The organism is Caballeronia temeraria (assembly GCF_001544795.2).
Taxonomy (GTDB): Bacteria; Pseudomonadota; Gammaproteobacteria; order Burkholderiales; family Burkholderiaceae; genus Caballeronia; species Caballeronia temeraria.
Genome location: NZ_FCOI02000002.1, coordinates 94,150 through 116,217, shown reverse-complemented (window position 1 = coordinate 116,217; position 22,068 = coordinate 94,150). Strand labels below are relative to the sequence as shown.

Annotated in this window: 21 protein-coding genes; 7 read left to right on the top strand and 14 right to left on the bottom strand. The window is 65.3% G+C overall.

Translation table 11 applies throughout. From position 1 onward, the window contains the following. Nucleotides 1-167: 167 nt before the first annotated feature. The 3 genes from ada (at nucleotide 168) to AWB76_RS02970 (ending at nucleotide 3,788) form a co-directional block, all read left to right on the top strand. Nucleotides 168-1,250 carry a bifunctional DNA-binding transcriptional regulator/O6-methylguanine-DNA methyltransferase Ada gene (ada, locus tag AWB76_RS02980; protein ID WP_061158646.1) on the top strand — a complete coding sequence of 361 codons (1,083 nt, stop codon included), beginning with the start codon at nucleotides 168-170 and terminating at the stop codon, nucleotides 1,248-1,250. A gap of 227 nt (nucleotides 1,251-1,477) precedes the next feature. Continuing rightward, nucleotides 1,478-3,097 (top strand): glutamate--cysteine ligase, encoded by a 1,620-nt coding sequence (gshA, locus tag AWB76_RS02975; RefSeq protein WP_061158645.1) that lies wholly within the window; start codon nucleotides 1,478-1,480, stop codon nucleotides 3,095-3,097. A 133-nt stretch (nucleotides 3,098-3,230) separates the two neighbouring features. After that, nucleotides 3,231-3,788 carry a hypothetical protein gene (locus AWB76_RS02970; RefSeq protein WP_061158644.1) on the top strand — a complete coding sequence of 186 codons (558 nt, stop codon included), beginning with the start codon at nucleotides 3,231-3,233 and terminating at the stop codon, nucleotides 3,786-3,788. 1 nt (nucleotide 3,789) lies between these two features. Here AWB76_RS02970 and AWB76_RS02965 read toward each other — a convergent pair whose 3' ends face one another. Together AWB76_RS02965 and AWB76_RS02960 are read right to left on the bottom strand one after the other, a co-directional pair. Further along, complete coding sequence (locus tag AWB76_RS02965; RefSeq protein WP_061158643.1) at nucleotides 3,790-5,352, bottom strand: DHA2 family efflux MFS transporter permease subunit; 1,563 nt, start codon at nucleotides 5,350-5,352, stop codon at nucleotides 3,790-3,792. Nucleotides 5,353-5,478: 126 nt separating this feature from the next. Then, nucleotides 5,479-5,973 carry a MarR family winged helix-turn-helix transcriptional regulator gene (locus AWB76_RS02960; RefSeq protein ID WP_061158642.1) on the bottom strand — a complete coding sequence of 165 codons (495 nt, stop codon included), beginning with the start codon at nucleotides 5,971-5,973 and terminating at the stop codon, nucleotides 5,479-5,481. Between the two features lie 207 nt (nucleotides 5,974-6,180). On the opposite strand from AWB76_RS02960, the gene AWB76_RS02955 reads away from it, so the two are divergent. Beyond that, nucleotides 6,181-6,456: a hypothetical protein gene (locus AWB76_RS02955; protein ID WP_061158641.1), complete on the top strand. Its 276-nt coding sequence runs from the start codon at nucleotides 6,181-6,183 to the stop codon at nucleotides 6,454-6,456. A 186-nt stretch (nucleotides 6,457-6,642) separates the two neighbouring features. Further along, a complete protein-coding gene (locus AWB76_RS02950; protein WP_061158987.1) occupies nucleotides 6,643-8,175 on the top strand; it encodes an efflux transporter outer membrane subunit in 1,533 nt (510 codons plus the stop codon). Here AWB76_RS02950 and AWB76_RS02945 read toward each other — a convergent pair whose 3' ends face one another. From AWB76_RS02945 to gspD, 12 genes are all read right to left on the bottom strand, one after another. Continuing rightward, the gene (locus AWB76_RS02945) at nucleotides 8,176-8,955 is read right to left on the bottom strand and encodes a type II secretion system protein N (protein WP_061158640.1); all 780 of its coding nucleotides are present in this window, start codon (nucleotides 8,953-8,955) and stop codon (nucleotides 8,176-8,178) included. Beyond that, the gene (locus AWB76_RS02940; RefSeq protein ID WP_061158986.1) at nucleotides 8,952-9,455 is read right to left on the bottom strand and encodes a type II secretion system protein M; all 504 of its coding nucleotides are present in this window, start codon (nucleotides 9,453-9,455) and stop codon (nucleotides 8,952-8,954) included. Before AWB76_RS02940 ends, AWB76_RS02945 begins: the two co-directional genes overlap by 4 nt. Beyond that, nucleotides 9,452-10,789, bottom strand: a complete 1,338-nt coding sequence (gspL, locus tag AWB76_RS02935; RefSeq protein ID WP_061158639.1) for a type II secretion system protein GspL — start codon at nucleotides 10,787-10,789, stop codon at nucleotides 9,452-9,454. The genes AWB76_RS02940 and gspL overlap by 4 nt, the downstream gene beginning before the upstream one ends. Before the next feature lie 36 nt (nucleotides 10,790-10,825). Beyond that, nucleotides 10,826-11,944 carry a type II secretion system minor pseudopilin GspK gene (gene gspK, locus AWB76_RS02930; RefSeq protein WP_061158638.1) on the bottom strand — a complete coding sequence of 373 codons (1,119 nt, stop codon included), beginning with the start codon at nucleotides 11,942-11,944 and terminating at the stop codon, nucleotides 10,826-10,828. Beyond that, complete coding sequence (locus AWB76_RS02925; RefSeq protein ID WP_074171282.1) at nucleotides 11,941-12,615, bottom strand: PulJ/GspJ family protein; 675 nt, start codon at nucleotides 12,613-12,615, stop codon at nucleotides 11,941-11,943. Before AWB76_RS02925 ends, gspK begins: the two co-directional genes overlap by 4 nt. Beyond that, nucleotides 12,593-12,982, bottom strand: a complete 390-nt coding sequence (gspI, locus tag AWB76_RS02920) for a type II secretion system minor pseudopilin GspI (RefSeq protein ID WP_061158636.1) — start codon at nucleotides 12,980-12,982, stop codon at nucleotides 12,593-12,595. Before gspI ends, AWB76_RS02925 begins: the two co-directional genes overlap by 23 nt. Next, nucleotides 12,982-13,455, bottom strand: coding sequence for a GspH/FimT family pseudopilin (locus AWB76_RS02915; protein ID WP_061158635.1), 474 nt, complete (start codon nucleotides 13,453-13,455; stop codon nucleotides 12,982-12,984). Before AWB76_RS02915 ends, gspI begins: the two co-directional genes overlap by 1 nt. Nucleotides 13,456-13,472: 17 nt before the next feature. Continuing rightward, nucleotides 13,473-13,943, bottom strand: coding sequence for a type II secretion system major pseudopilin GspG (gspG, locus tag AWB76_RS02910; protein WP_061158634.1), 471 nt, complete (start codon nucleotides 13,941-13,943; stop codon nucleotides 13,473-13,475). Between the two features lie 153 nt (nucleotides 13,944-14,096). Next, the gene (locus tag AWB76_RS02905) at nucleotides 14,097-14,510 is read right to left on the bottom strand and encodes a hypothetical protein (RefSeq protein ID WP_061158633.1); all 414 of its coding nucleotides are present in this window, start codon (nucleotides 14,508-14,510) and stop codon (nucleotides 14,097-14,099) included. Next, entirely contained in the window at nucleotides 14,510-15,727 is a 1,218-nt protein-coding gene (gene gspF / locus AWB76_RS02900) for a type II secretion system inner membrane protein GspF (RefSeq protein WP_061158632.1), read from the bottom strand. Before gspF ends, AWB76_RS02905 begins: the two co-directional genes overlap by 1 nt. Before the next feature lie 4 nt (nucleotides 15,728-15,731). Then, complete coding sequence (gene gspE / locus AWB76_RS02895; RefSeq protein WP_061158631.1) at nucleotides 15,732-17,219, bottom strand: type II secretion system ATPase GspE; 1,488 nt, start codon at nucleotides 17,217-17,219, stop codon at nucleotides 15,732-15,734. Beyond that, complete coding sequence (gene gspD / locus AWB76_RS02890) at nucleotides 17,216-19,606, bottom strand: type II secretion system secretin GspD (RefSeq protein ID WP_061158630.1); 2,391 nt, start codon at nucleotides 19,604-19,606, stop codon at nucleotides 17,216-17,218. Before gspD ends, gspE begins: the two co-directional genes overlap by 4 nt. Nucleotides 19,607-20,207: 601 nt before the next feature. Between gspD and AWB76_RS02885 the strand changes: the two genes are divergently transcribed. Together AWB76_RS02885 and AWB76_RS02880 are read left to right on the top strand one after the other, a co-directional pair. Next, nucleotides 20,208-20,651 carry a lytic transglycosylase domain-containing protein gene (locus AWB76_RS02885; protein ID WP_061158629.1) on the top strand — a complete coding sequence of 148 codons (444 nt, stop codon included), beginning with the start codon at nucleotides 20,208-20,210 and terminating at the stop codon, nucleotides 20,649-20,651. Nucleotides 20,652-20,787: 136 nt separating this feature from the next. Further along, nucleotides 20,788-22,044 carry a GTP-binding protein gene (locus AWB76_RS02880; RefSeq protein ID WP_061158628.1) on the top strand — a complete coding sequence of 419 codons (1,257 nt, stop codon included), beginning with the start codon at nucleotides 20,788-20,790 and terminating at the stop codon, nucleotides 22,042-22,044. Nucleotides 22,045-22,068: the final 24 nt, after the last annotated feature.

Below are 22,068 nucleotides of genomic sequence, written 5' to 3'. Positions count from 1 at the left end.
TGATGCGACGCAATAGAAATTTCGGTAAAAACCCCTATAGCGTCCTTTTGTGGTATCTGCGCGTCACTTTTCGGATTCCTCCCGCCGATGACACCGCAAGAAACGGCGCGTAACCTCGTCTGGACGGCTCTACAGTGGTCACGTACCCAAGAGCCACCGAGGTCGTCATGAAAACCGCAACCGACACACTCTTTTCTTCCGATGAAAGCCGCTGGCAAGCCGTCGTCGATCGCGACGAGCACGCCGATGGCGCTTTCTTCTTCGCCGTGCGCACGACTGGCGTGTTTTGCCGGCCGTCGTGCGCGTCGCGGGCGCCGCGTCGCGAGAACGTCGAATTCTTTCCGACGACCGACGCCGCCGAACAAGCCGGATATCGCGCATGCAAGCGCTGCCAGCCGACGAGCCTGCCGCGCGAACTCGCGATCGTCGAACGCGCGTGCAAGGTGCTCGACGCCGATCCGCAGCAACGCATGACGCTCGCGCAATTGAGCGAGGCCGTACACGTCAGCCCGTTCCATTTGCAGCGGCTGTTCTCGCGCATCGTCGGCATTTCGCCGCGGCAGTATCAGGCTGCGCAGCGCGCGGGCGTGCTGCGCGACGCGTTGCAGCGCGGCCGCAACGTCACGCGCGCCACGCACGACGCCGGTTTCGGCTCGCCCTCGCGCATGTACGAAGCCGTGCCCGCGGAACTCGGCATGACGCCGTCCGCGTACAAGCGTCAGGGCGCGGGGCTGACCGTGCGTTACACGACTGCCGCGACGCCGCTCGGCGCCGTGCTCGTCGCGGCAACCGACAAGGGCGTCTGCAAGATCGCATTCGGCGACGATGCGCACACGCTAATCGATCAACTCGCCGCCGATTTCGCGCAAGCCGACCGAATGGAGGATGCCGCGAAGATGGAGCCGTTCGTCGCGCAGATTCGCGCGTATCTGCAAGGCACGCGCGAGCGCTTCGACTTGCCGCTCGATATCGGCGCGACGGCATTTCAGCGGCGCGTGTGGGACGCGTTGCGCAGCATCCCGTACGGGCAGACGCGCAGCTACACGGAAATCGCCGAATCGCTCGGCTCGCCGCGCGCGGTGCGGGCGGTGGCGAATGCGTGCGCATCGAATCCGGTGGCGCTCGCGATTCCGTGCCATCGCGTGATCGGCAAGGACGGCGCGATCGCGGGTTATCGCTGGGGCATACCGCGCAAGGAGTCGCTGCTCGACACCGAGCGCACGCGCAGCAAGACCGGCAAGGTCGCATGAAGCACGGGCGCTCGCCGTCGGCATGACGCGCGAGCGCTTCGATCCCCTCGCGAGCCGCTTCACACGGCTCCAAAGCGCGCCGCCGCACGTTCCGCGAATCGCCCGAAAAACCCGCAATCCCTTGCCGGGCCTGGGCTCAAGCACGCCTTACACCGAGATGTTAAAGTGCCCGCTACCCTAAAAATACGACCGGGCGCATGCGCTCGCGCTCCTCGCAGAACGCTTCAATGGCAAACAATAATTCCGCTCACTCCAAAGCCGGCGCATTCGAGCGCAGGCTTGCCGCGCTCGCGTCCGGCCCGCATGCCGGCGCGTTGCGTCAAGGCTTGCGCGGCATCGAAAAAGAAAGCTTGCGCGTGACGCCGCAAGGCAAGCTGGCGATGACGCCGCATCCGCGCTCGTTCGGCTCCGCGCTGACGCATCCGCTCATCACGACCGATTACTCCGAAGCGCTCGTCGAACTGATCACGCCCGCCGAATCCGACGTCGCGATCACGCTCGATCGACTCGACGCGCTGCATCGGTTCGCGTTCGCGCATATGGGCGACGAGCTGCTGTGGAACAACTCGATGCCCAATTCGCTGCCGCCCGAGGACGAGATTCCGTTCGGCTATTACGGGACGTCGAATATCGGCATGCTTAAGACGGTGTACCGGCGCGGGCTCGCGCTGCGTTACGGCCGCACGATGCAATGCATCGCGGGCATCCACTACAACTATTCGCTCGACGAAGCCGTGTGGCGCGCGTGGCAGACGCTCGACAACGCGAGCACGCTGTCCGCGAAAGATTTCCAGTCCGAGCGCTACTTCGCGCTCATCCGCAACTTCCGCCGCACGAACTGGCTGCTGATGTATCTGTTCGGTGCGTCGCCGGCGCTGAACGCGCGCTTCGTGGAAGGCAAGACGCATCATCTGGAAACGTTCGATGCCGACACGTTCTATCTGCCGCACGCGACCAGCCTGCGCATGAGCGATCTCGGCTACACGAACAATCCCGCGCAGGCGGATCTGCTGCCGAGCTACGACACGCTCGACGCCTATCTCGACGTGCTCGCCAAAGCCGTGAGCCAGCCGTATGCGCCGTACGTGGCCATCGGCACGCAGCGCGACGGCGAATGGGTGCAGATCAACACGAACGTGCTGCAGATCGAAAACGAGTTCTATTCGACGATCCGCCCGAAGCGCGTCACGCAGTCGGGCGAGCGTCCGTTGCATGCGCTGGCCGAGCGCGGCGTGCAGTACATCGAAGTGCGCTGCCTCGACATCGATCCGTTCGTGCCGACCGGCATCTCGCTCGAAACGGCCCGCTTTCTCGACGCGTACTTGCTCTATTGCGCGCTCGAAGACAGCCCGCTGCTGCCGCGCGACGCGAGCATCGAGGCGAACGGCAATTTCAGCGCGGTGGCGAAGGAAGGCCGCAAGCCGGGCCTCGCGCTGCAACGCGACGGCGCCGCCGTGCCGATGCAGCAATGGGCCGAAGAACTGTTCGACGCGATCGAACCCGTCGCGCAGACGCTCGATGCGCTCAACGGCAACGACGACCACATGCGCGCGCTCGTGGCGCTGCGGCCGCGTATCGCCGATGCGTCGCTGACGCCGTCCGCGCGCGTGCTCCAGACGATGCGCGACAAGCGGCAAACCTTCGACGAATTCGCGCTCGAACTCAGCACGCGTCACGCGGAAGATTTCCGCGCGCGTCCGCTTTCCGTCGACGAAGAACGCGCGATGGAAGAGCTCGCGGCAAAATCGCTGGTGGAACAGGCCGTGGTCGAAAGCCGCGACACGGAAACATTCGACGCGTTCGTTGCGGCCTATCAGGACTACAAGCCGAATCCCGCGCACGCGTGAGTCAGTTTTTCCGCGCCGACGTCAGCGCGGATCGGCAAAAGTTGCCGGCTTATGCAACAGAGGGAAACGCGTCATAACGTCATCCGATTGGAGGGGTCAAAATATGGCCGACTTTTCGACGATCGGGGGAGTAATGAAAAAGAAGTTCTACGCCGCCGCCGCGCTGGGGGCCGCGTCGCTCGCGCTAGTGGGCGGCTGCGCGGTGCAGGACCAGGTCAGCAGCACGACGATGGAGCAGGCCACGCAACCGCTCACCTGCATGAGCAAGGCGGAATGCGACGCGTGGTGGGCGCGCGCCCAGGTCTGGGTGACGAACCACTCCGAGTACAAGCTTCAGACGGTCACCGATTCGGTCATCCAGACGGCGGGGCCGTCGAGCGGCAAGCGCGCGCTCGCGTATCAGGTCACCAAGACGCCGACCAACGAAGGCACCGCGACCATCGGTTTCGCCGCGCACTGCGACAATCCGCTCGGCTGCCAGCCCAATCCGTGGCAGGCGGGCGCGGATTTCAAGCAGTTCATCAAGAACGGGCCGGGACTGCGTAAAACCGAAACGCCGCAAGCCAGTCAGGCCGCGCCGGCGCCCCCGCCCGTGCCGAGCGGCGTGCAGGTCAGTCCGCTGGACCAGCCGGCTCCGCTGAATCTGGAAAGCCAGCCGGGACAGTCGGCGACGCCGCTCACGCCGCAATAGTTCAGTGTCCCATCGAGGCTGACGCACCCTTCTTCGGCCGCGTCAGCCAGACCATCACGGCCAGCACGAGAAACGCATAGAACGAAATGCGGAAGAAGTCGTTGGTCGACATCATGTAAGCCTGCGCGGACACCACGCGATCCAGTTGCGCGGTCAGCGCCTGGCCCGACAATCCGAGTCCTGAAAGCAGATCCGAATACGCGCTCGTGCCGGCCGAATACGGCGTGACCGATTCGGTGAGACGCGCGTGATGCCGGATCATGTCGTTTTCCCAGAACGTCGTGCTGACCGCCGTGCCGATCGCGCCCGAGAGCGTCCGCAGAAAGTTCGACAGCCCCGCCGCGCCCGCGAGGCGTTCGTCGGAGACGCTGGAGAGCGTGATCGTCGTCATCGGCACGAAAAAGCAGGCGACGCCGATGCCCTGAATCAGGCGCGGATAGATGATCTGGTGGAACGGCGTATCGAGCGTGAAGGTCGAGTTCCAGTGCGACACGAACGCGAACGTGAGAAACGCGCAGCTCGCGACCACGCGCAGATTCAGCCGATGCATGTTCTGCCCGATGATCGGCGACAGCACGAGCGCCAGAATCCCGACCGGCGCGGTGGCGAGACCGGCGAGCCACGGCGTGTAGCCGAGCACGGTTTGCAGCCACAACGGCAGCACCACGACCGAGCCGAAGAACGCGAGAAAGCCGAGCGACGTGATGAGCACGCCCATCGCGAAATTGCGGTCGCGGAACAGCGAAAGGTCGATGACCGGCTCCTTCTCCGTCAGCTCCCACGCGAACATGAACGCGAGCGACACCGCGGACACGATCGCCAGCGTGACGATGAAGTTCGAGCCGAACCAGTCGTGGTCCTTGCCGAGGTCGAGCATCATCTGCAGGCTCGCGACGCCGATCACGAGCAGCGCGAGCCCGACGCCGTCGATGCGCTGCTGCGTCGTCTTCGTTTCGTGCCCGCGCAGCAGAAAATACGCGATCGTCGCCGAAAAAATGCCGATCGGCACGTTGATGTAGAAGATCCACGGCCACGTGTAGTTATCGGTGATGTAGCCGCCCATCACGGGGCCGAAGATGGGCGCGACGATTACGGTCATCGCCCAGAGGCCGAGCGCGAGGCCGCGCTTCTCGGGCGGATAGCTGCGCATGAGGATGGTTTGCGACAGCGGAACCATCGGTCCGGAAACGAGGCCTTGCAGCAACCGGAACGCGATCAGCGATTCGAAGTTGTGCGCGAGCCCGCACAGCGCCGACGCGATCGAAAACAGCAGCACGGAGATGGTGAAGAGCTTCACCTCGCCGACGCGCCGCGCGAGCCAGCCCGTCAACGGCACCGCGATCGCCGAGGCGACCGAATACGACGAGATCACCCACGTGCCCTCGCTCGTCGCCACGCCGAGGTTGCCGGAAATGGTCGGCACCGCGACGTTCGCGATGGACGTGTCAAGCACCTCCATGAAGGTGCCGAGCGCGAGGCCCATCGTCAGCAGGGCGAGAATGCCGCCTTTGAGCGGCATGGGCGCGGGCGCGGTGGCGGGCGTGCCCGTGGCGGATGTGGACATCGTCGAATCTCCGGTGCGTGCGTGCAGGCGCCCCAAGCGCGCATCGCATGCAAGCTATTTATTGTCGTGACATTCTCTGCTCAGACAGCGAAATCCGAACAGAACATTCGGGTTTTTTCCGATCAATCAGGTGATTTCATCATCCAGCACGCAGGGTGCGCAATCTCCCATCGGCGTATTGCCGATGATGCGTGCAAGCATCGCGATCAACAGGTTCAGTTCCGCGCGGCTGAAGCCGGTCAGTTGCTCGTTCAGCACGGCGGCGCCGATCACCGGCAGGCGCGCGGCGGCGTCGCGCCCGCGTTCCGTCAAACTCAACTCGACGATTCTACGGTCCACTTCGCTGCGCGCCCGGCTGACGAAACCCTTCTTCTCGAGCCGGTCGAGCATGCGGGTCATCGAGCCGCTGTCATACGACAGCTCGCGCGACAGTTCCAGCGGCGTGCGCGCCCGCCCCGACGCAAGCAGCAAGATCGCGCCGATTTGCGGCGACGTGAGATCGAGCGGCTTCAACGCCTGATCGGTGCGCATGACGAGCACGTTGCGCGCCTTCGCGAGGTAATAGCCGAGACTCGTTTCGAGCTGAATCGTGGCGGGATCGTAAAGCGGTTCGCTATTCATGCGACATCGGTCAAACGGCTGAGGCGAATCTGCGACACTGCGCCGCGTCTCCATAAGGCAACAATTGCGAAAAAGCAATCAGCAGTATCTTGAAAACTAGTTGCACAGTCAATATTATTCTATGCAACGAGTTACGCGCGATACGCGCCGCCCGAGACCATGTTCTGACCGCCAGCCGTCGTTCGCCGACGCCCGAAGGACCATCCGATGACCCGCTTTGTTCGCACCGCCCGCCGACGTTTCGGCCCCATCAGCAGCAAGATCGCCAGCGCTTCCCGTCACTTCGTCCCGCCGAAGCTGAGTTCGTGGAAACTCGCGTTGTATCTGATCGTGTTCCTGCTGCCGGGCGGATCGTTCGTCGTGCTGGGCATGGGATGGTTCGAGAACCGGCATCGGCGCAAGACGGCGGCCGCGCCCAAAAAGGCGCACACGCGACCGATGCTCGCCGCGCCCTGCTCGCCGTGTCCCGGCAGCGGCCGATGATCGCCACCGTAACGCGTCGTAACCGATTCCTCCCGCTGCGTAACACCCGCCTTACGGCGAACCCGTTACGCTAACGTCTGCCTGACGAGCGCTCATCCCTTGCGCTCGTCGCGTTCCGTTACCATTTCGGCTTGCCGCATCCGTCATATCGAACGGCGCGGCGCCGACAGGAATATCGACAAGCAGATGCCGTATCGCCCCGCCTTTCCCGCTCCCGCCGTCGCGCGCCTGACCACGACGGCGCTCGCCGCCACACTCGCGATGTTCATCGCCGGATGCGCGGTCGGCCCCGATTATCAGCGCCCCACGACGACGATCCCGGCCAGCTACAAGGAAGCGCCCGAGGGCTGGAAAGTCGCGCAGCCCGCCGATCAGACCGACCGCGGCACCTGGTGGACGGTCTATCACGACGATCGCCTGAACGATCTCGAAGCGCGCCTGAATCAGTCGAACCAGACCATCGCGCAGTACGCGGCGGCGTATCGTCAGGCGCGCGCGCTCGTCGGCGAGGCGCGTGCGGCGTATTTCCCGACGATCGGCGCGTCGGCTTCGGCATCGCGTTCCGGAACCGGTTCGGGCAACCGGTCGACCAGCAGTTCCAGCCTCGGCCAGACCGGCGCGATCAACAACCAGTTCAGCCTCTCGCTCGACGCTTCGTGGGAACCGGACTTGTGGGGCACCGTGTCGCGCACCGTTGCCGCGCAGAAGGCGGGGCAGCAAGGCGCCGCCGCCGATCTCGGCAACGCGCGCCTGTCCGCGCAGGCCACGCTTGCGCAAACCTATTTCCAGTTGCGCTCGCTCGACGCGCAGCAACGGCTCCTCGACGACACCGTCGCGGCCTACGAGCAATCGCTCAAGCTCACGCAGAATCAGTACGCGCAGGGCATCGTCGCGCGTTCGGACGTGATTCAGGCGCAGACGCAGTTGCAGTCCGCACAGGCATCCGCCATCGACAACGGCGTCACGCGGGCGCAGTACGAGCACGCGATCGCGGTGCTCGTCGGCGAACCGGCGTCCACGTTCTCGCTTCCGCCCATTCCGCTCGACGCGACGCCGCCCACCGTGCCCGTGCACATGCCATCGGCCATTCTGGAGCGGCGGCCGGATATCGCTTCGGCGGAGCGAAAGGCGGCGGCGGCGAACGAGCAGATCGGCGTCGAGATGGCCGCGTATTTCCCGACGCTCACGCTGTCCGCGCAGGGCGGCTTCGAAAGCTCGGTGCTGTCGCAATTGCTGCGCGCGCCATCGCGTTTCTGGACGCTCGGGCCCGATATCGCCGCGACCATTTTCGACGGCGGCCTGCGCTCGGCGCGCACCGAAGCCGCGCGCGCGACTTACGATCAGGACGTCGCGACGTACCGGCAGACGGTGCTGACCGCGTTCCAGGACGTCGAAGACAATCTGGCGTCGCTGCGCATTCTGGAGAAGGAAATCGTCGTGCAGCAGCAGGCCGTCGAATCGGCGCAGCAGGCGCTCGCGATCATCAACAATCAGTACAAGGCGGGAACGGTCGCGTACATCAGCGTGCTGACCGCGCAGACCACCGCGTTCACGGCGCAGCAGAAGCTCGCGAATATCGCGGGACAGCGGATGGTGTCGTCGGTGGGACTGGTGAAGGCGCTCGGCGGCGGCTGGGATGTCGCGCAGATGGATCGCGAGACGGGCACGGTGGAAGCGCCCGCGCCTGCCTCGACTCCGGCGCAAACTGCCAGCCGCTGATCAGCGCATGAAGGTCAGCGCGACCGTATCCGGATCGGTATGGCGGCCGAGCAGGTTGAGCAGCCCCGCGAGGTTCTCGCGCTGATCCGGCGCGGCGGTGGCCGTGCCCTGGAACGACGTCGATTCCTGTGAGATCGCGCCATTGCCGGTGAGCATGAGCGGGCCTTTGCTCGTCGAAAGATCGATCGTCGCCGACGCGCCCTGCGCCTGCAACGCCACGCGATACGAACCGAGCGGCTTTACACGCGAAACGCGCGAAGCCATGTCGTCGAGCGTGACGACCACTTGCCCGTACGCGTTGCGGTTCAGCAGGCGGAACTCCGTCCACGAAAGCCGCACGTTGCCGTCGAAATCGAGCGTGTTGAACGGCGCGCCCAATCCCGAGAGCAGCGTCGCGGGCACGGCGATCTGGCCGGCGGTGACCATCGCGCCGCGCGTGGTGGCGTCGACGATCACGGCATCGGGCATCGCCTCGGTCTGACGCATCGTCATGTGCACGCGGCCCGTGAAGAGCGGCAGGAAAGATGTCGTCCATTCGATGCGCCCCGGCAGCAGCGTCGCGCCCGCGCCGTCGCTGCCCGCCGCGAGCATCAGCGTGGCCGAGCCGCTCCACAGCGAGCCCGCCGGATCGACCAGATTCACGTGGCCGCCCGTCGCTTTCGAGAACTGCGGGACGATCCACGCGGCGGGCATCATCGCGAGCAGCGTGCCGGCGACCGAAATCACGATCACGAAAAGCGCCGGCAGCGCGAGCCGGATTCGTCGCGTCCAGTAGCTCATTTCGCGCCGGCCGGTTGCAGCGATGCCGTCAGATCCACCTGGCCATCTGGCTTAAGCGCCGTGACGTGCGCTTCCGACACCTGCACCTTGAACTGCTTGCGCGCGTCGTCGAGCCACGCCGTCCAGTTCGGGAACGACGCGTTCTTCAACTGAATCTGCACCGCCGAGCCGATCACCTGAACCTGCGTCGGCTGCATGCCGTTGTCGCCGAGCGATTTCGCGAGCGCATCGCGCAGCGCGCCGCCGGTCGGCATCACGCCTTCGGCGGCGGGCGCGAGCGAGCGCGCGTCATTGGCCTGCGCGGTCATCGTCGCGAGCTGGCGTTGCATCGCAGGCAATGTCTGGCGCAGCCGCGCGCGGCCTTCGTAAGCCGGCGCCCACAGCACGAGATACACGAGCGCCAAGCCGAGCACGAGCCCGCCCCACATGAGGATGGTCTTTTCGCGCGGCGTGCGCGCTTCCCAGAATTCCGACAGGGAACGTCCGATTTCCGCTTTCATTGGCCGCTCCTGATCATCCATTTGCCGGTGTTGGTATCGATCGAACCGTTCAGGCCGTTCGCGGCGAGGCGCTTCGACAGATCGGGATCGACCTTCGTCTCCGGCTTGAAGGTCACTTCCAGATGACGCTCGCGATAATCCAGCCCCGCAACGCCGTTCACCGGCACGGGACCGAGCGAGCGCGCGAGACCGTCCGCGAGCGAAAGAAAGTCCGAAGGCGACAGCTCGCCCGACGCCACGCGCAGGCGATCGAGATTGCGCGTCATCTGATCGGGCGCGTCGAGCACGGTGGTCGTCTTCGGGAAGGCGTTGAGCAGCAGTTCGGTTTCCTGCGCGCTGATGGCGTCGCGCTGACGAGAAAGCTGCAGCCATTGCACGTTGACGCCGATGATCGACACCACGATCGACGCTGCCACGAGCGCGATCGGCACGCGCAGACGGCGCATCGTCGCGCGGTCGAGACGCCACGGCTGTGCGGCGAATTCGAACTGGCACAAGTCGAAGCGGCATGCGAGCGCGTTGCGCGCGAGGGCTTCGAACGCGAGCGGCTGCGCGCCCGCGACGGCCGCAGCCGCATTGCGCGAGCCGGACAGGCGCGGCTCGTCGCCGGGAAGATCGACGAGCGAATAGAGCGTCACCGGCTGATGGCCCGCGAGCGCCGCGAGCGTTGCTTCGATCGAATCGGCGGGCAGCGCGAGACCTTCGCCGAGCGCCGCGCGTTCGCCGCGCGCAATCGCGATCTCGATGCGCTCTGCACCCACCGAAGCGGGCGACGGCGCGGCCAGTTCGCCGATCAGCGCGGGCGCGGTCGACACGACGTGACCCAGCAAACCGGCGATGAACGGCAGCGGCGGCGCTTCGGCTTCGGCGGTTTCATCGACAGGCACGGCAGCCGGGACCGGCAGGCAGCGCGTCGCGGGCACGGCCTTCACGTTGCGATGCCCCGCGCCCGAAAACGCGCCGATCACGAAGCGGAACCAGCCGCGATCGATGACCGCGACGACGCGCTTGCCATCGGCGAGTTCGACCGGATCGACGGCGATGTGGCACGTCTGCGGGTCTTGAATCAGCTGATCCTCGACAACGTTCGGCAGCGCCTGCCGCAGACGCGGCCCCTTGAGCGGCGGCACGGAAGCGGCGAGCAAAAGCGTGTCGCGCGCGGCGACGATCAGCACCGTCGCACTCGCGCGCGGCAACAGCCCGAGCGCCGCACGGCCGACGCGTTGCGGCTCGCCGCGCTTGTCGAGCAGCAGAAACGGCAGATCCGGCAGATGCCACTCTTCCGAGCGCACCGCGGGATCGCGCGGCGGTAACAAAACGATCAGTGTGCTCAAAGGCCACTTCCTCTCATCAATGACTGCGCAGCGTCGTCACAGCGCGTCGCGCGTGTAGACGATACGCGTCGTATGCGTCGTCGGATCGCGATACACGAGCGTCGTGCGCTCCAGTTGCGCGCGTTCATGCTCGACGCGCCCGTGGATCACGAAATACTTCGTGGTGACGTCCATCTCATTCGGATCGATCGACACCGTCTTGACGCCCGCGCCCGTCAGCGCGAGCTGCACGTTGCCGACGTCGTGAAAAAACACCGTCTCGCGACGCGCGACGAACGCCTGTCCCTGCGACAGATTCATGCCCGGAATCACGGCTGCGATCACTTCGGCGGGCGCGGTGTTCATGTTCACGGCGGTCGTCGTCGGCAGCACGGTGACGAACGGCCTCAGCTTCGCGACCGCTTCCGCCGAGAAGCCCGGCACGTCGAGCAATGAATCGACGGTGATCATCTGCAAGGGCGCGACCGGCGCGTTGCTGTCCGCGTCCTTCAGGCCCGGATCGTCGGTGAAATTGCCGCCGCCCGTGCCGCCGCCCTGCGCGATCGCCGCGAGCGTCGTCGCTTCGTTGTTCGTGCCGCTCGCCGTCGTCGAGTTGTTGCCCGTCTGCGTCTGAAAGCGCGTCGCGGAGCGCGCGAGGCCCGCGCGCATCTGCAACGCCACCGTCTTCGCGAGCGAGCCGTTGATGCCGAGCATCGTGAGGAGCCGCTGGAACGCCTGAATCTGCGCGACATTGATGGTCAGCACGCCGGGCGTCGGCGTCGATACGAGGTTGCGCAGGTTGAACTTGGCCTGCGCGTCTTCGATCGAGCCGGACAGATACGTCGATGCGCCCTGCTGCGCGCGCACCTCGCCGATCTGCCCGAGAAAATCCGACAGCTTCGTCTTCGCGATCGGCACGCCCCACACGCCGCCGAGATACGTGACGGTCGGCGAGGTATCGGCTTCCGAGCGCAAGATGAGGCGCGTCCAGTCGAGCGCGCTGCGCGAAATCCACTGCGCCTGCGCGAGCAGCCGCTGATTCTCGATGCGGCGAATCTGCACCTGCTGACGCCACAGCATGCCCGACACCAGAATCGCCGTGAGCGACACGACGAGCAACGCGCTGATGATCGCGACGCCGCGTTCCTTGTTCCGCTTCAGGGCGCGCATGCTCATTCTCCGACGAGGAACACGCGCGTGAGCGGCACTTGCAGCGTGCGCGCGCCCACCGCGACCTGAATGCCCGACACCGCGCGCGCCAGCGGCGCATTGCCCAGTTGCGGCACCTTCAGGTTGTTGTCGTTCTGGTTGATCTGCGAGAGCACGTCGCTCATGCGCGTCGTCCAGCCTTTTTCCGGGATGTAGACGCGCGTCGCGAGCGAGGCCACGCCGCCCATCAACGGAATCGAGCTCCAGCCGTTGCCCGTGTCGCCCGACTGCAACGCGCGCCGCACTTCGCCGACATTCGACAGCGGCGGCGACGCAAAGCGCACGATGCGCCCGTTCGACAGCTTGTAGCGCACCACTTGCAGACGCGGCGCCGCGCCCGGCGTGAACACGCCGCGCACGATCTGCAGCGAGCCGTTGCCGACCTGCACGGCGGGCTGGCCGGCTTCGTCGTCGGTGGCGGCCTGGCGCGCGTCGATGCGCATCTGGTCGAACAACTGCGCGACGATGCGCTCGTCCTGCATCGCGTTTTCGATCGTCGCGCGGCCGCGAATCACGGAGTCGAGCCCGCGCCACGACAGCACCGCGAGCACCGCGAGAATCGCGATGGCGATCAGCATTTCCAGCAGCGTGAAGCCGCGCTGCTTGTCTGAGCGGTCAGAGCGAGCGATTCGTTTCATTCGCCACCACCGTGACCAGTTGCGCCAGATAACCGGAGCGGCCCGGCGTCGTGACGAACATCTCGACGCGCCGGAAAATGGGGTTGGGCGTCTGGCTCACGCGCTGCGTGCACGAGAGCTTCAGATTGCCCTGCGAACAGTCGAAGGTGCGCGAGCCGATCGCCGGAAACTGGCGCGACAGCCTGAGCTGCGCGAGTTCGTTGTCGGCGCTCCAGCCCGCGAGCAGCCGCCGATGCAGGTCCGCTTCGCCCGTCGCGAGCGAGCCGACCGCGCGCACCGAAGCGGCGAGCGCCACCGCGATGATCGCCAGTGCGACGAGCACTTCGATCATCGTGAAGCCGCGCCGATGCCGACGAGACGCGCGCATCACCGCACCTGATAGCGGCCGTTGCCGCTGCCGACGATCGTCACGCGCCCCACCGCCGAGAACAAGGTGATTTCCATGGGCGCGTCGATGGCTTCGGTGCCGAACACAAGCCGGCTCACCGTCTTGTCCGAATCGAGAAACTGGATCGACACGCCGGTCACGCCGCCTTCCCAGCGCCGCTGACGAAGGAGATCGTCGCGCAGCGGGCGCCAGCCGTCTTCGGTGCGCATATCGAAGCGAAAACCGCCGTCGAGCGGCTGCCACGCGATGGGCCGCGCGCGCACCTGCGCTTCGTCGCCCGCCGATTCGAACAGCAGCGCGAGACGCTGCGCTTCCTCGTTGAGGTCCGTGCGCGGGTTGCGCGTCAGTTGCAGCGACGCGAGCGACACGAGCAAACCCGCGATCACCAGGACGACGAGCATTTCGAGCAGCGTGAAGCCCGCCTGACGCCGCGCCGATGAATGCCCGTTCACGATCTATGCCGCCGGTCTTACTGCCACGAGCCGACGTCGGCATCGTTGCCTTCGCCGCCCGCTTTTTGATCGGCGCCGTAGCTGAACACGTCGATTTCGCCGTGCACGCCCGGATTAAGATACTGATACTGGCCGCCCCACGGATCGGCCGGCAGACGCTCCAGATAGCCGCCGTCCTTCCAGTTGTTCGGCACCGGCTCGGTCGTCGGCTTTTCGATCAGCGCGCGCAGACCTTGCTCCTGCGTCGGATAACGGCCGTTATCGAGGCGATACAGCTTCATCGCCTGCATGATCGTGCCGATGTCCTGCTTCGCGGCGACGCGGCGCGCCTCGTCCGGGCGGCTCATGATCTTCGGCACGATCAGCGCGGCGAGAATGCCGAGAATCGCGATCACGACCATGATTTCGATCAGCGTGAAGCCGCGCTGGCGGCGGCCTTGCGCCTGAGCTTGTTGAATGTGCATGCGGCGTTGGGTCCACAATTGCATGAGTCCTACCTCTTGAATTGAAAATATCGTTTCCGGGCTTCTGCCCGGTGACTAAAAACACGGCGCGGCTTTTCGTCTTGCCGGAACCGCCGGTCATTCTATCGATCTGCTTTCGTCGCGTGATTCGGCTGAAAGCGAGGCATCGCGTCGCGCTCAGCGCACCCAGATCGTCGGGCCGGGCGGATTCTGCGGCAGGAAGATCTCCGATTTGACGCCGTTACGCTCGATGATGATCGAGCGCGCGCGCACTTCCGAGAGCTTCACGCCTTGCGTGAGCGGGCCGCCCAGCGACACGGCTTTCGCCGGCTCGCCGCCGTAACTCACGATGGCCGCCGCGCCGCCCTGCAGCGCGAGAATGCCGAACAGATGCACGTCCGAATTGGCCTGACGATCCAGCCGTCCGCCGAAAATGGTCGCGGCCTGTTCGACCGACGGCGCGCGCGTCGCGGCCGCGGCGGGCAGCGGCGCGGTCTGCCGCGAAGTCAGCGTGACGACCCAGTACGTCACCGTCACGCAAAAGAGCGCGAGCGCGGCGAGCGTCAGTAAGCGAGTTTGAAGGGCGTTCATCACTGCACCAGATTATTCAGTTCGATGATCGGCAGCATCACCGCGAGCACGATCACCAGCACGACGCCGCCCATCGCCAGAATGAGCAGCGGTTCGAGCAGGCTCGTGAGGAACATCGTGCGCCGTTCGAGCTCGCGCGCTTCGCCTTCGGAGGCGCGGTCGAGCATGGTGGTGACGTCGCCGGTGGCTTCGCCCGAGCGGATCAGGTGCACGAGCACCGGCGGAAACGTCTTCGTGTTGCCGAGCGCGCGTGACAGCGACGAGCCTTCGCGCACGCGCACGATGGCGTCGTCGACGTTCTCGCGCATCGCCGTGTTGCTGAGCGTTTCGCCCGCCGCCTGCAGCGCGCGCAGGATCGGCACGCCGGCGGCGGTCAGGATCGCGAGCGTGCTGGCGAAGCGCACGGTGTTATAGCCGCGCACCAGCTTGCCGATCAGCGGCGCGCCGAGCAGCCAGCGGTCGAACGACATGCGCGGTCCGGGCCGCGCGAGAATGGTTTTCACGAGCCACGCGAAAATCACGACGCCGATCAGCATCGCCCACCAGTAACTTCGGACGAAGGCGGAGAGCGCCATCATCATGATGGTGAGAAAGGGCAGCGCCTGCTTCGTGCTCGCGAACACGTTCACGACCTGCGGCACGACATAGCTCAGCAGAAACGTGACGATGCCGAACGCGATGAGCGTGACGATGCCCGGATACGTGAACGCCAGGATGATCTTCTGCTTCAGCGCATTACGCTGTTCGATATAGTCCGCGAGACGCGACAGCACGAGGCCGAGCTTGCCGGTATGCTCGCCCGCCGCGACGAGCGCGCGGTAAATCTCCGGAAAGTCCTTCGGATGCTGCGCGAGCGCGTTGGCGAACGAATGGCCGCCGAGCACTTCGGCGCGGATCGCGGCCATCAGTTCGCGGATGTAATCGCGTTCGGACTGCTCGGTGAGCACCTGGAGCGTTTCGCCGAGCGGCAGGCCCGCGATCAGCAAGCTTGCGAGCTGACGCGTGAGAATCGCCTGTTCGCGCTGCGACAGACGGCGCCCGAGCGAGAGCCGCTGCTGGCGCTCGCCGCGTGTGCGCGAGCCCGCCGCCTCGACGACGAGCGGCGTCAGTCCCTGCGTGCGCAACTGGCTGCGCGCGGCGCGGGCGCTATCGGCATCGAGCACGCCTTTTTGCGTCTTGCCCGCGTGATCGATCGCCTCGAAACGGAATGCCGGCATCTGCTTATTCTCCGCCCGTCACGCGCAGCACTTCTTCCATCGACGTCGCGCCGGAGGCGATCCAGCGGTCGCCGTCCTCGCGCAACGTGCGCATGCCCTGCTTGCGGCCCGCGTCGAGAATCTCGGCATCCGCCGCATTGCGATGGATGAGCGGGCGAATCTCTTCGTCGATCAGCAGCAGCTCATACACGCCGCGACGGCCGACATAGCCCGACTGGCCGCATCGCTCACAGCCGACCGGATGGTAACGCTTCGTGCCGTCTTCCTCGACGCGCTCTTCCTTGCACACCGGGCAGAGCTGCCGCACGAGCCGTTGCGCCAGCACGCCGAGCAGCGACGACGCGAGCAGATACGGCTCCACGCCCATGTCGGTGAGACGCGTGACGGCGGAGGCGGCGTCGTTCGTGTGCAGCGTCGCGAGCACGAGGTGGCCGGTGAGCGAAGCCTGCACCGCGATCTGCGCGGTTTCGAGATCGCGGATTTCACCGATCATGATGATGTCCGGATCCTGACGCAGAATGGAGCGCAACGCGCGCGCGAACGTCATGCCGATGCGCTCGTTCACCTGCGTCTGGCCGATGCCCGACAGGTCGTATTCGATCGGATCTTCCACCGTCATGATGTTGGTGGTCGTCGTCTCCAGCCGCGACATCGACGCGTACAGCGTGGTCGTCTTGCCGGAACCGGTCGGGCCGGTCACGAGCACGATGCCGTGCGGGCGGCCGATCAGCTTGTCGAAGTTGACGAGCGTGTCGCGCGCCATGCCGAGCGTTTCGAGATTCAGGCGCTGCGCGTCTTTTTCAAGCAGACGCAGCACCGCGCGCTCGCCGTGGCCGGTCGGCAGCGTGGACACCCGCACATCGACCGGACGGCCGCCGACGCGCAGCGTAATGCGCCCGTCCTGCGGCAGCCGTTTTTCGGCGATATCGAGCTGCGCCATGATCTTGATACGCGAGATCAGCGCGCCGTGCAGCGCCTTCTTCGGGCGCACGACATCGCGCAAGGTGCCATCGACACGAAAACGCACGACCGACGCGTTCTCGAACGGCTCGATGTGAATATCCGACGCCTGCTCGCGCGCCGCCTGCGTGAGCAGCGCGTTGATCATGCGGATGATCGGCGCGTCGTCTTCGGATTCCAGCAAGTCTTCGACTTCGGGAATGTCCTGCATCAGGCGCGACAGATCGACTTCGCCTTCCACTTCGCCGACCACCTGCGCGGCGCTGCCGTCGTTGCGCGCGTAGGCCGAATTGATCGCCGCAGCGAGTTCGTCGGCGGGCTTGCGGACGATCGACAGCGCGCCGAAATTGCGCGCGACTTCGGCGAGCGCCGCGTCGGTCGTGCGCTCGCTGATCCAGACTTCGATGCTGTCCGCGTGCTGATGCGCGAGCAGAATCTGCCCGGTGCGCGCGAAGCCGTAAGGCACGAGCCGGGCCGCCAGCGGCGACGCCGCGGTGCCCGCGCTTTCGACTGCATCGTTGACCGCACTCACGGATGGACTCCTGTCGCGGCGTTGCCCGGCATGGCGTGGGTCGCGCCATTGGCCGGCATGGCGTTGGTCGCGCCGTTCGGGGCCGCCGGGTAAGTGCTTTGCGGCGGCAGCGTGGATTGCGGCGCGGTCTGCATCGGCTGCGGCGCCGGGCCGGCATCCGGATTCTGCGGCAGCGTCGTGCTCGGGCCGGGACCGCGCGTCGTATCGCTCCAGTCCAGCAGATTTTGGGCCGGCGGTCCACCGCCTTCGGAAGGTCCGAGCGGTTTCGGCGGCATCACCGGCACGTTCTGGTCCTTGACGATGCGGTTATCCGTCGTCGAGCCGTATTGCTGGTTGCGCAGATAGTCGTAGCGCGTGTTGGCGATCTGCGTGGCCGTCGCCTGATCGCGCACGATCACCGGGCGCAGGAACACCATCAGATTGGTCTTCGTGCGCGACTTGCCTTCGCTGCGGAACAGGCTGCCGATGAACGGAATGTCGCCGAGCAGCGGAATCTTGCTGTTGTTGTTGTTGTACTGATCCTGCATCAGGCCGCCGAGCACGACGATTTCGCCGTCATCCGCGAGAATGGTCGACTGCACCGAGCGCGTGTTGATCGTGACGCCGCCCGGATCGTTCTTCGTGGTGGTGTCGACGCTCGAATCTTCCTGATAGATCTGCATTTTGAGCACGCCGCCGTCCGTGATCTGCGGCTTCACGTGCAAGGTCACGCCGACGTCGCGGCGGTCGAACGTGTTGAACGCGGTGACCGAGGTCGCGGCGTTCGCGGTCGGCGTCGCGTATGAACCGGTCACGACCGGCACGTTCTGGCCGACGACGATCTTCGCTTCCTCGTTGTCGAGCGTGATGAGGTTAGGCGTCGAGAGGATGTTCGCATCCGCCGATGTCGACAGCGCCTGCAACAGCCCGCCGAGACCGAACAGATTGCCGAAGCGGTGCAAAAGGCCGATGTTCAGACCTTGCGCGAGCAGCCCGGACGTCGACGTGAGCGCTGAAGGATTCTGCGCGATCGCATTGCCCTGCAAGGTCAGATCGACAATGTTCGTATTCCCGCTGCCGAAGCTCGAACTGCCGTAAAGCGCATTGTTGCCGCCGTTCGACAGCAGCGCGCCCTGCCACTGGATACCGAGGTTCGAGCCGCTCGTCGCGGAAAGCTCCACGATCAGCGCTTCGATATAGACCTGCGCGCGGCGCGCGTCGAGCTGGTCGATCACGGTGCGCAAGTTCCGATAAACCGGGTCCGCCGCGGTGATGATCAGCGAGTTCGTCGCGGCGTCGGCCTGGATCATGCCGCCGCCCTGATCGTTGCCGGAATCGTTATCCTTGTTCGACGAGAAGCTCGAATCCTTGTTGCCCGCGCCGCCCGTCATCGGATTGTTGCTGCTGCCCGAGCTGCTGCCGCCGAGTCCGCCCGGAAGCGGCGGCGTGCCGGACGTTCCGGTGGACATCGACGAATTGCCGAGCCCGCCGCCGCTCTGCCCGAACGAATTCGAGCTCGAGTTCGACGTATTGTCCGAGCTGCCGCTGCCCTTGCCGAGCATGCCGCGCAGCGTCTTGGCGAGGCGCGTCGCGTCGGCATTGCGCAGCGCGACGACGTGCATGTTGCCCGGCTGCGACGTGGGCGCGTCGAGCTTCTGCGCGAGTTGCTTCGCCGCGGCGAGGCGCGCGCTGCTCGATGCGCGGAACATCAGCGAATTCGTGCGGGCATCCGGCGTGACGGTGACTTTCAGCGTCGCGTCCGTGCTGCCGACCGCGCCGGGATCGAGCAGCTTGTTCATCTGCTCGGCGACGTCGATCGCGTTGGCGTTCTTCAGCGTGAGGATGTCGACCGAGCGGCCCGCCGCCGTGTCCACGCCCGCGATGATGCCCGCGATGCGGCGCACGTTGTCGGCGTAATCGGTAACGACGAGCGTGTTGTTCGCCGGATAGGCCGCGATGGTGTTGTTCGGCGAGATCAGCGGACGCAGCACCGGCAGAAGGTTGTTCGCCGATTCGTTGTGCAGCTGAAAGACCTGCGTGATCACCTGATCGCCGCGCGCGGCCGGCGCATTGCCGACATACGTGGGCACGCCTTGCAGCTTGGCGTCGGCTTCGGGCACGACCTTCAGAACGCCGTGATCCTGCACGAGCGCGAAGCCCTGCATGCGAAGCGACGACTGCAGCGTCTTCAGCGCCTGCTCCTCGGGAACAGCGTTTTCCGAGACCAGATTCAATTGCCCCTTGACGCGGGGATCGACGATGATCGTTTTGCCGGTAGCGGCGCCGATCGCTTTCGCGACCTGGTCGATGTCCGCGTTGACGAAATTCAACGTCACTTGCGCGTACGCGGCTTGCGCGACGATAAGTCCCGCCGCCAGCATTGCCGTCGCGAGACGACGCAGTGCCATAGGTTGTCTTCTCATGGATGTGATGTCAGAGCCGGGTCTTTGGGGAGCCGGCCAAGGCAGCATCGCCCGTCAGCCGAGAGCGCTGCCAATCGCGGGTGCGGGACGAGATGACCCGGCCTCTCGCGATAATTTTTAAAAATATGACGATAACAGCTTTGTGTAACGGAATTGTGCCAATTCGTTCCGGACCACATTGCTTCCTGGCCGCTGTGCGACCCCGTCCGGCGCTCTCAAGCTTTCGAATAACTTGCCGATAGACCGTATCTGGGCGTCTCCAGGAATCGGCCGATGTACGCGGGAGCCGAATTATATCTCGTCCAGAAGTCTTATTATTCATACATTTAGAACACGTCCGACTGACGAGCCGGCGAGCTGGCGCGCATGTGCGGTTCAGTTGATCGAACGGGCCTATGTCTGATAGCCAACTTATGGCCGGAATCGTCAGCCGGTATGATACGGTCGGTTCCGCACTCCGGGCGGTGACAAAAAGGGTGGGTTTTCCCCATGCAGCCCGGCCGCGGACGTTGGTTTGTTCGCGTTGGCGCCACGGCGCCGCAACGGCGGCTTGACGTTCCGCGCGTGCGGATGGAGTAGAAGGAAGATGAAGAAAACATTGCGATTACTGGCGATATGCGGGCCGCTCATGGCGGCCGCTTCCGCACACGCAGACTGCTTCGACGAAGCGGCGAAGTATCAGAAGGTCAATCCGCTCATCCTGCGCGCCATCGCCTGGCAGGAATCGCACAACAAGCCCGACGCCATCAACAAGAACGCCAACGGCTCGACCGACTACGGGCTGATGCAGATCAACTCGATCCATCTCAATACGCTCGCGCAATACGGCATCTCGAGCGGCACGCTGATGGAACCGTGCAAGAGCGTCTACGTCGCCGCATGGCATCTGCGCCAGAAGATGAACAAGTATGGCAATTCGTGGCAGGCGGTCGGTGCTTACCATTCCGAAACACCTGCGCTGCGCGACAAGTACTCGGCGCAGATCATCGAGATCCTGCGCCGCTGGAAACTGCTCCAGGCCACGCGCTGACGTTCTGTCCGCGCTCGCATGCGCGCCGCGCCCGGCGCGCATTTGATGCAAAATCCCCTATTCGATCGCCCGCGCCGCCCGAACGGCAGCGCCGGCTCGCGCTCGCGCGCTCCCTTCCCTGTCACGCTCCATTGCGATGAACCAGACGCCATTGCCCATTACCGTGCTATCGGGATTCACCGGCGCGGGTAAGACCACGCTCGTCGATGCCCTGCTCGCCAACGCCGAAGGCCTCGCGCTCGGCGCGGTGACATTCGGCAACGCCGCTTCCGGCGCGGATCGCGAAACCACCGAACTGCCCAACGGCTGCCTGCTCGTCACGCTCGGCGACCCGTCGATGGAAGCGCTCGAAAGCGCGATCACGTGGATCGCGGAGCAGCGTCGCTTCGATGCGATCGTCATCGAAACAACGGGCAGCGCGGAGCCGATGACCATCGCCGAGCATCTCGCGTTCGGCGACGACGACGACGCGACGCTCGCGGGCCGCGCGCATCTCGACACCTTCGTCACCGTGATCGATGCCGCGAGCTTTTTGCGCGATTACGCGTCGGCGGACTCGCTCGCCGAGCGCGGTCTCGCGCCGGAAGGCCACGATGAGGACGACGACCGCACGGTCGTCGAAACGCTCATCGAACAGATCGAGTTCTGCGATGTCATCGTCATCAACAAGATCGATCTCGCCAGTGCGGACGACATCGAAAAGATCGCGAGCATGCTGCGTGCGCTCAATCCGCGCGCGCATCAGGTTCGGACACAGGCGGGCAACGTGCCTTCGGGCGACGTGCTGAACACCGGCCGTTTCGATTTCGATGCAACCGCGAGCGCGCCCGGCTGGCTCACGATTCTCAATGGCGAGCCCGAATCGGGCGACGCGTCCGATTCATCTGGCGTCGGGCATGTCGTGTATCGCGCGCGCCGGCCGTTTCATCCCGAACGTCTATGGAACCTGCTGCATCAGGAATGGCCCGGCGTGCTGCGCGCGAAGGGCTTCTTCTGGCTGGCGACGCGCAGCGATGTCGGCGGCTCGCTGTCGCAGGCGGGCGGCACGGTGCGGCATGGTCCGGCGGGGCTGTGGTGGGCCGCGCAGGATCGCAGCGAATGGCCGACCGACGACCCCGAACTCGAAGCCGAAATCGTCGCGGAATGGTATGGCGATCCGGATGACAACAGCATCGGCGACCGGCGGCAGGAGCTGGTGCTGATCGGCCTCGATCTCGATCCCGCCGGCTGGCAGGATCGTTTCGACGCATGCCTGCTCACCGACGACGAATGGGCGCAAGGCCCTGAAGCCTGGCAGCGTTACGCCGATCCGTTCCCCGCGTGGGAAGTGGAGGATCACGATCATGACCACGATCACGGTCCCGATTGCGACTGCGAGGATCATCGGCATTGATGGACGAAAAAAAACCCGCCGACG

Excerpts from the sequence above, each read along its gene's own strand:
- ada (WP_061158646.1), top strand. The coding sequence starts at position 168 with ATGAAAACCGCAACCGACACACTCTTTTCTTCCGATGAAAGCCGCTGG.
- gshA (WP_061158645.1), top strand. The coding sequence starts at position 1,478 with ATGGCAAACAATAATTCCGCTCACTCCAAAGCCGGCGCATTCGAGCGC.
- AWB76_RS02970 (WP_061158644.1), top strand. The coding sequence starts at position 3,231 with ATGAAAAAGAAGTTCTACGCCGCCGCCGCGCTGGGGGCCGCGTCGCTC.
- AWB76_RS02965 (WP_061158643.1), bottom strand. The coding sequence starts at position 5,352 with ATGTCCACATCCGCCACGGGCACGCCCGCCACCGCGCCCGCGCCCATG.
- AWB76_RS02960 (WP_061158642.1), bottom strand. The coding sequence starts at position 5,973 with ATGAATAGCGAACCGCTTTACGATCCCGCCACGATTCAGCTCGAAACG.
- AWB76_RS02955 (WP_061158641.1), top strand. The coding sequence starts at position 6,181 with ATGACCCGCTTTGTTCGCACCGCCCGCCGACGTTTCGGCCCCATCAGC.
- AWB76_RS02950 (WP_061158987.1), top strand. The coding sequence starts at position 6,643 with ATGCCGTATCGCCCCGCCTTTCCCGCTCCCGCCGTCGCGCGCCTGACC.
- AWB76_RS02945 (WP_061158640.1), bottom strand. The coding sequence starts at position 8,955 with ATGAGCTACTGGACGCGACGAATCCGGCTCGCGCTGCCGGCGCTTTTC.
- AWB76_RS02940 (WP_061158986.1), bottom strand. The coding sequence starts at position 9,455 with ATGAAAGCGGAAATCGGACGTTCCCTGTCGGAATTCTGGGAAGCGCGC.
- gspK (WP_061158638.1), bottom strand. The coding sequence starts at position 11,944 with ATGAGCATGCGCGCCCTGAAGCGGAACAAGGAACGCGGCGTCGCGATC.
- AWB76_RS02925 (WP_074171282.1), bottom strand. The coding sequence starts at position 12,615 with ATGAAACGAATCGCTCGCTCTGACCGCTCAGACAAGCAGCGCGGCTTC.
- gspI (WP_061158636.1), bottom strand. The coding sequence starts at position 12,982 with ATGCGCGCGTCTCGTCGGCATCGGCGCGGCTTCACGATGATCGAAGTG.
- gspG (WP_061158634.1), bottom strand. The coding sequence starts at position 13,943 with ATGCAATTGTGGACCCAACGCCGCATGCACATTCAACAAGCTCAGGCG.
- AWB76_RS02905 (WP_061158633.1), bottom strand. The coding sequence starts at position 14,510 with ATGAACGCCCTTCAAACTCGCTTACTGACGCTCGCCGCGCTCGCGCTC.
- gspF (WP_061158632.1), bottom strand. The coding sequence starts at position 15,727 with ATGCCGGCATTCCGTTTCGAGGCGATCGATCACGCGGGCAAGACGCAA.
- gspD (WP_061158630.1), bottom strand. The coding sequence starts at position 19,606 with ATGGCACTGCGTCGTCTCGCGACGGCAATGCTGGCGGCGGGACTTATC.
- AWB76_RS02885 (WP_061158629.1), top strand. The coding sequence starts at position 20,208 with ATGAAGAAAACATTGCGATTACTGGCGATATGCGGGCCGCTCATGGCG.
- AWB76_RS02880 (WP_061158628.1), top strand. The coding sequence starts at position 20,788 with ATGAACCAGACGCCATTGCCCATTACCGTGCTATCGGGATTCACCGGC.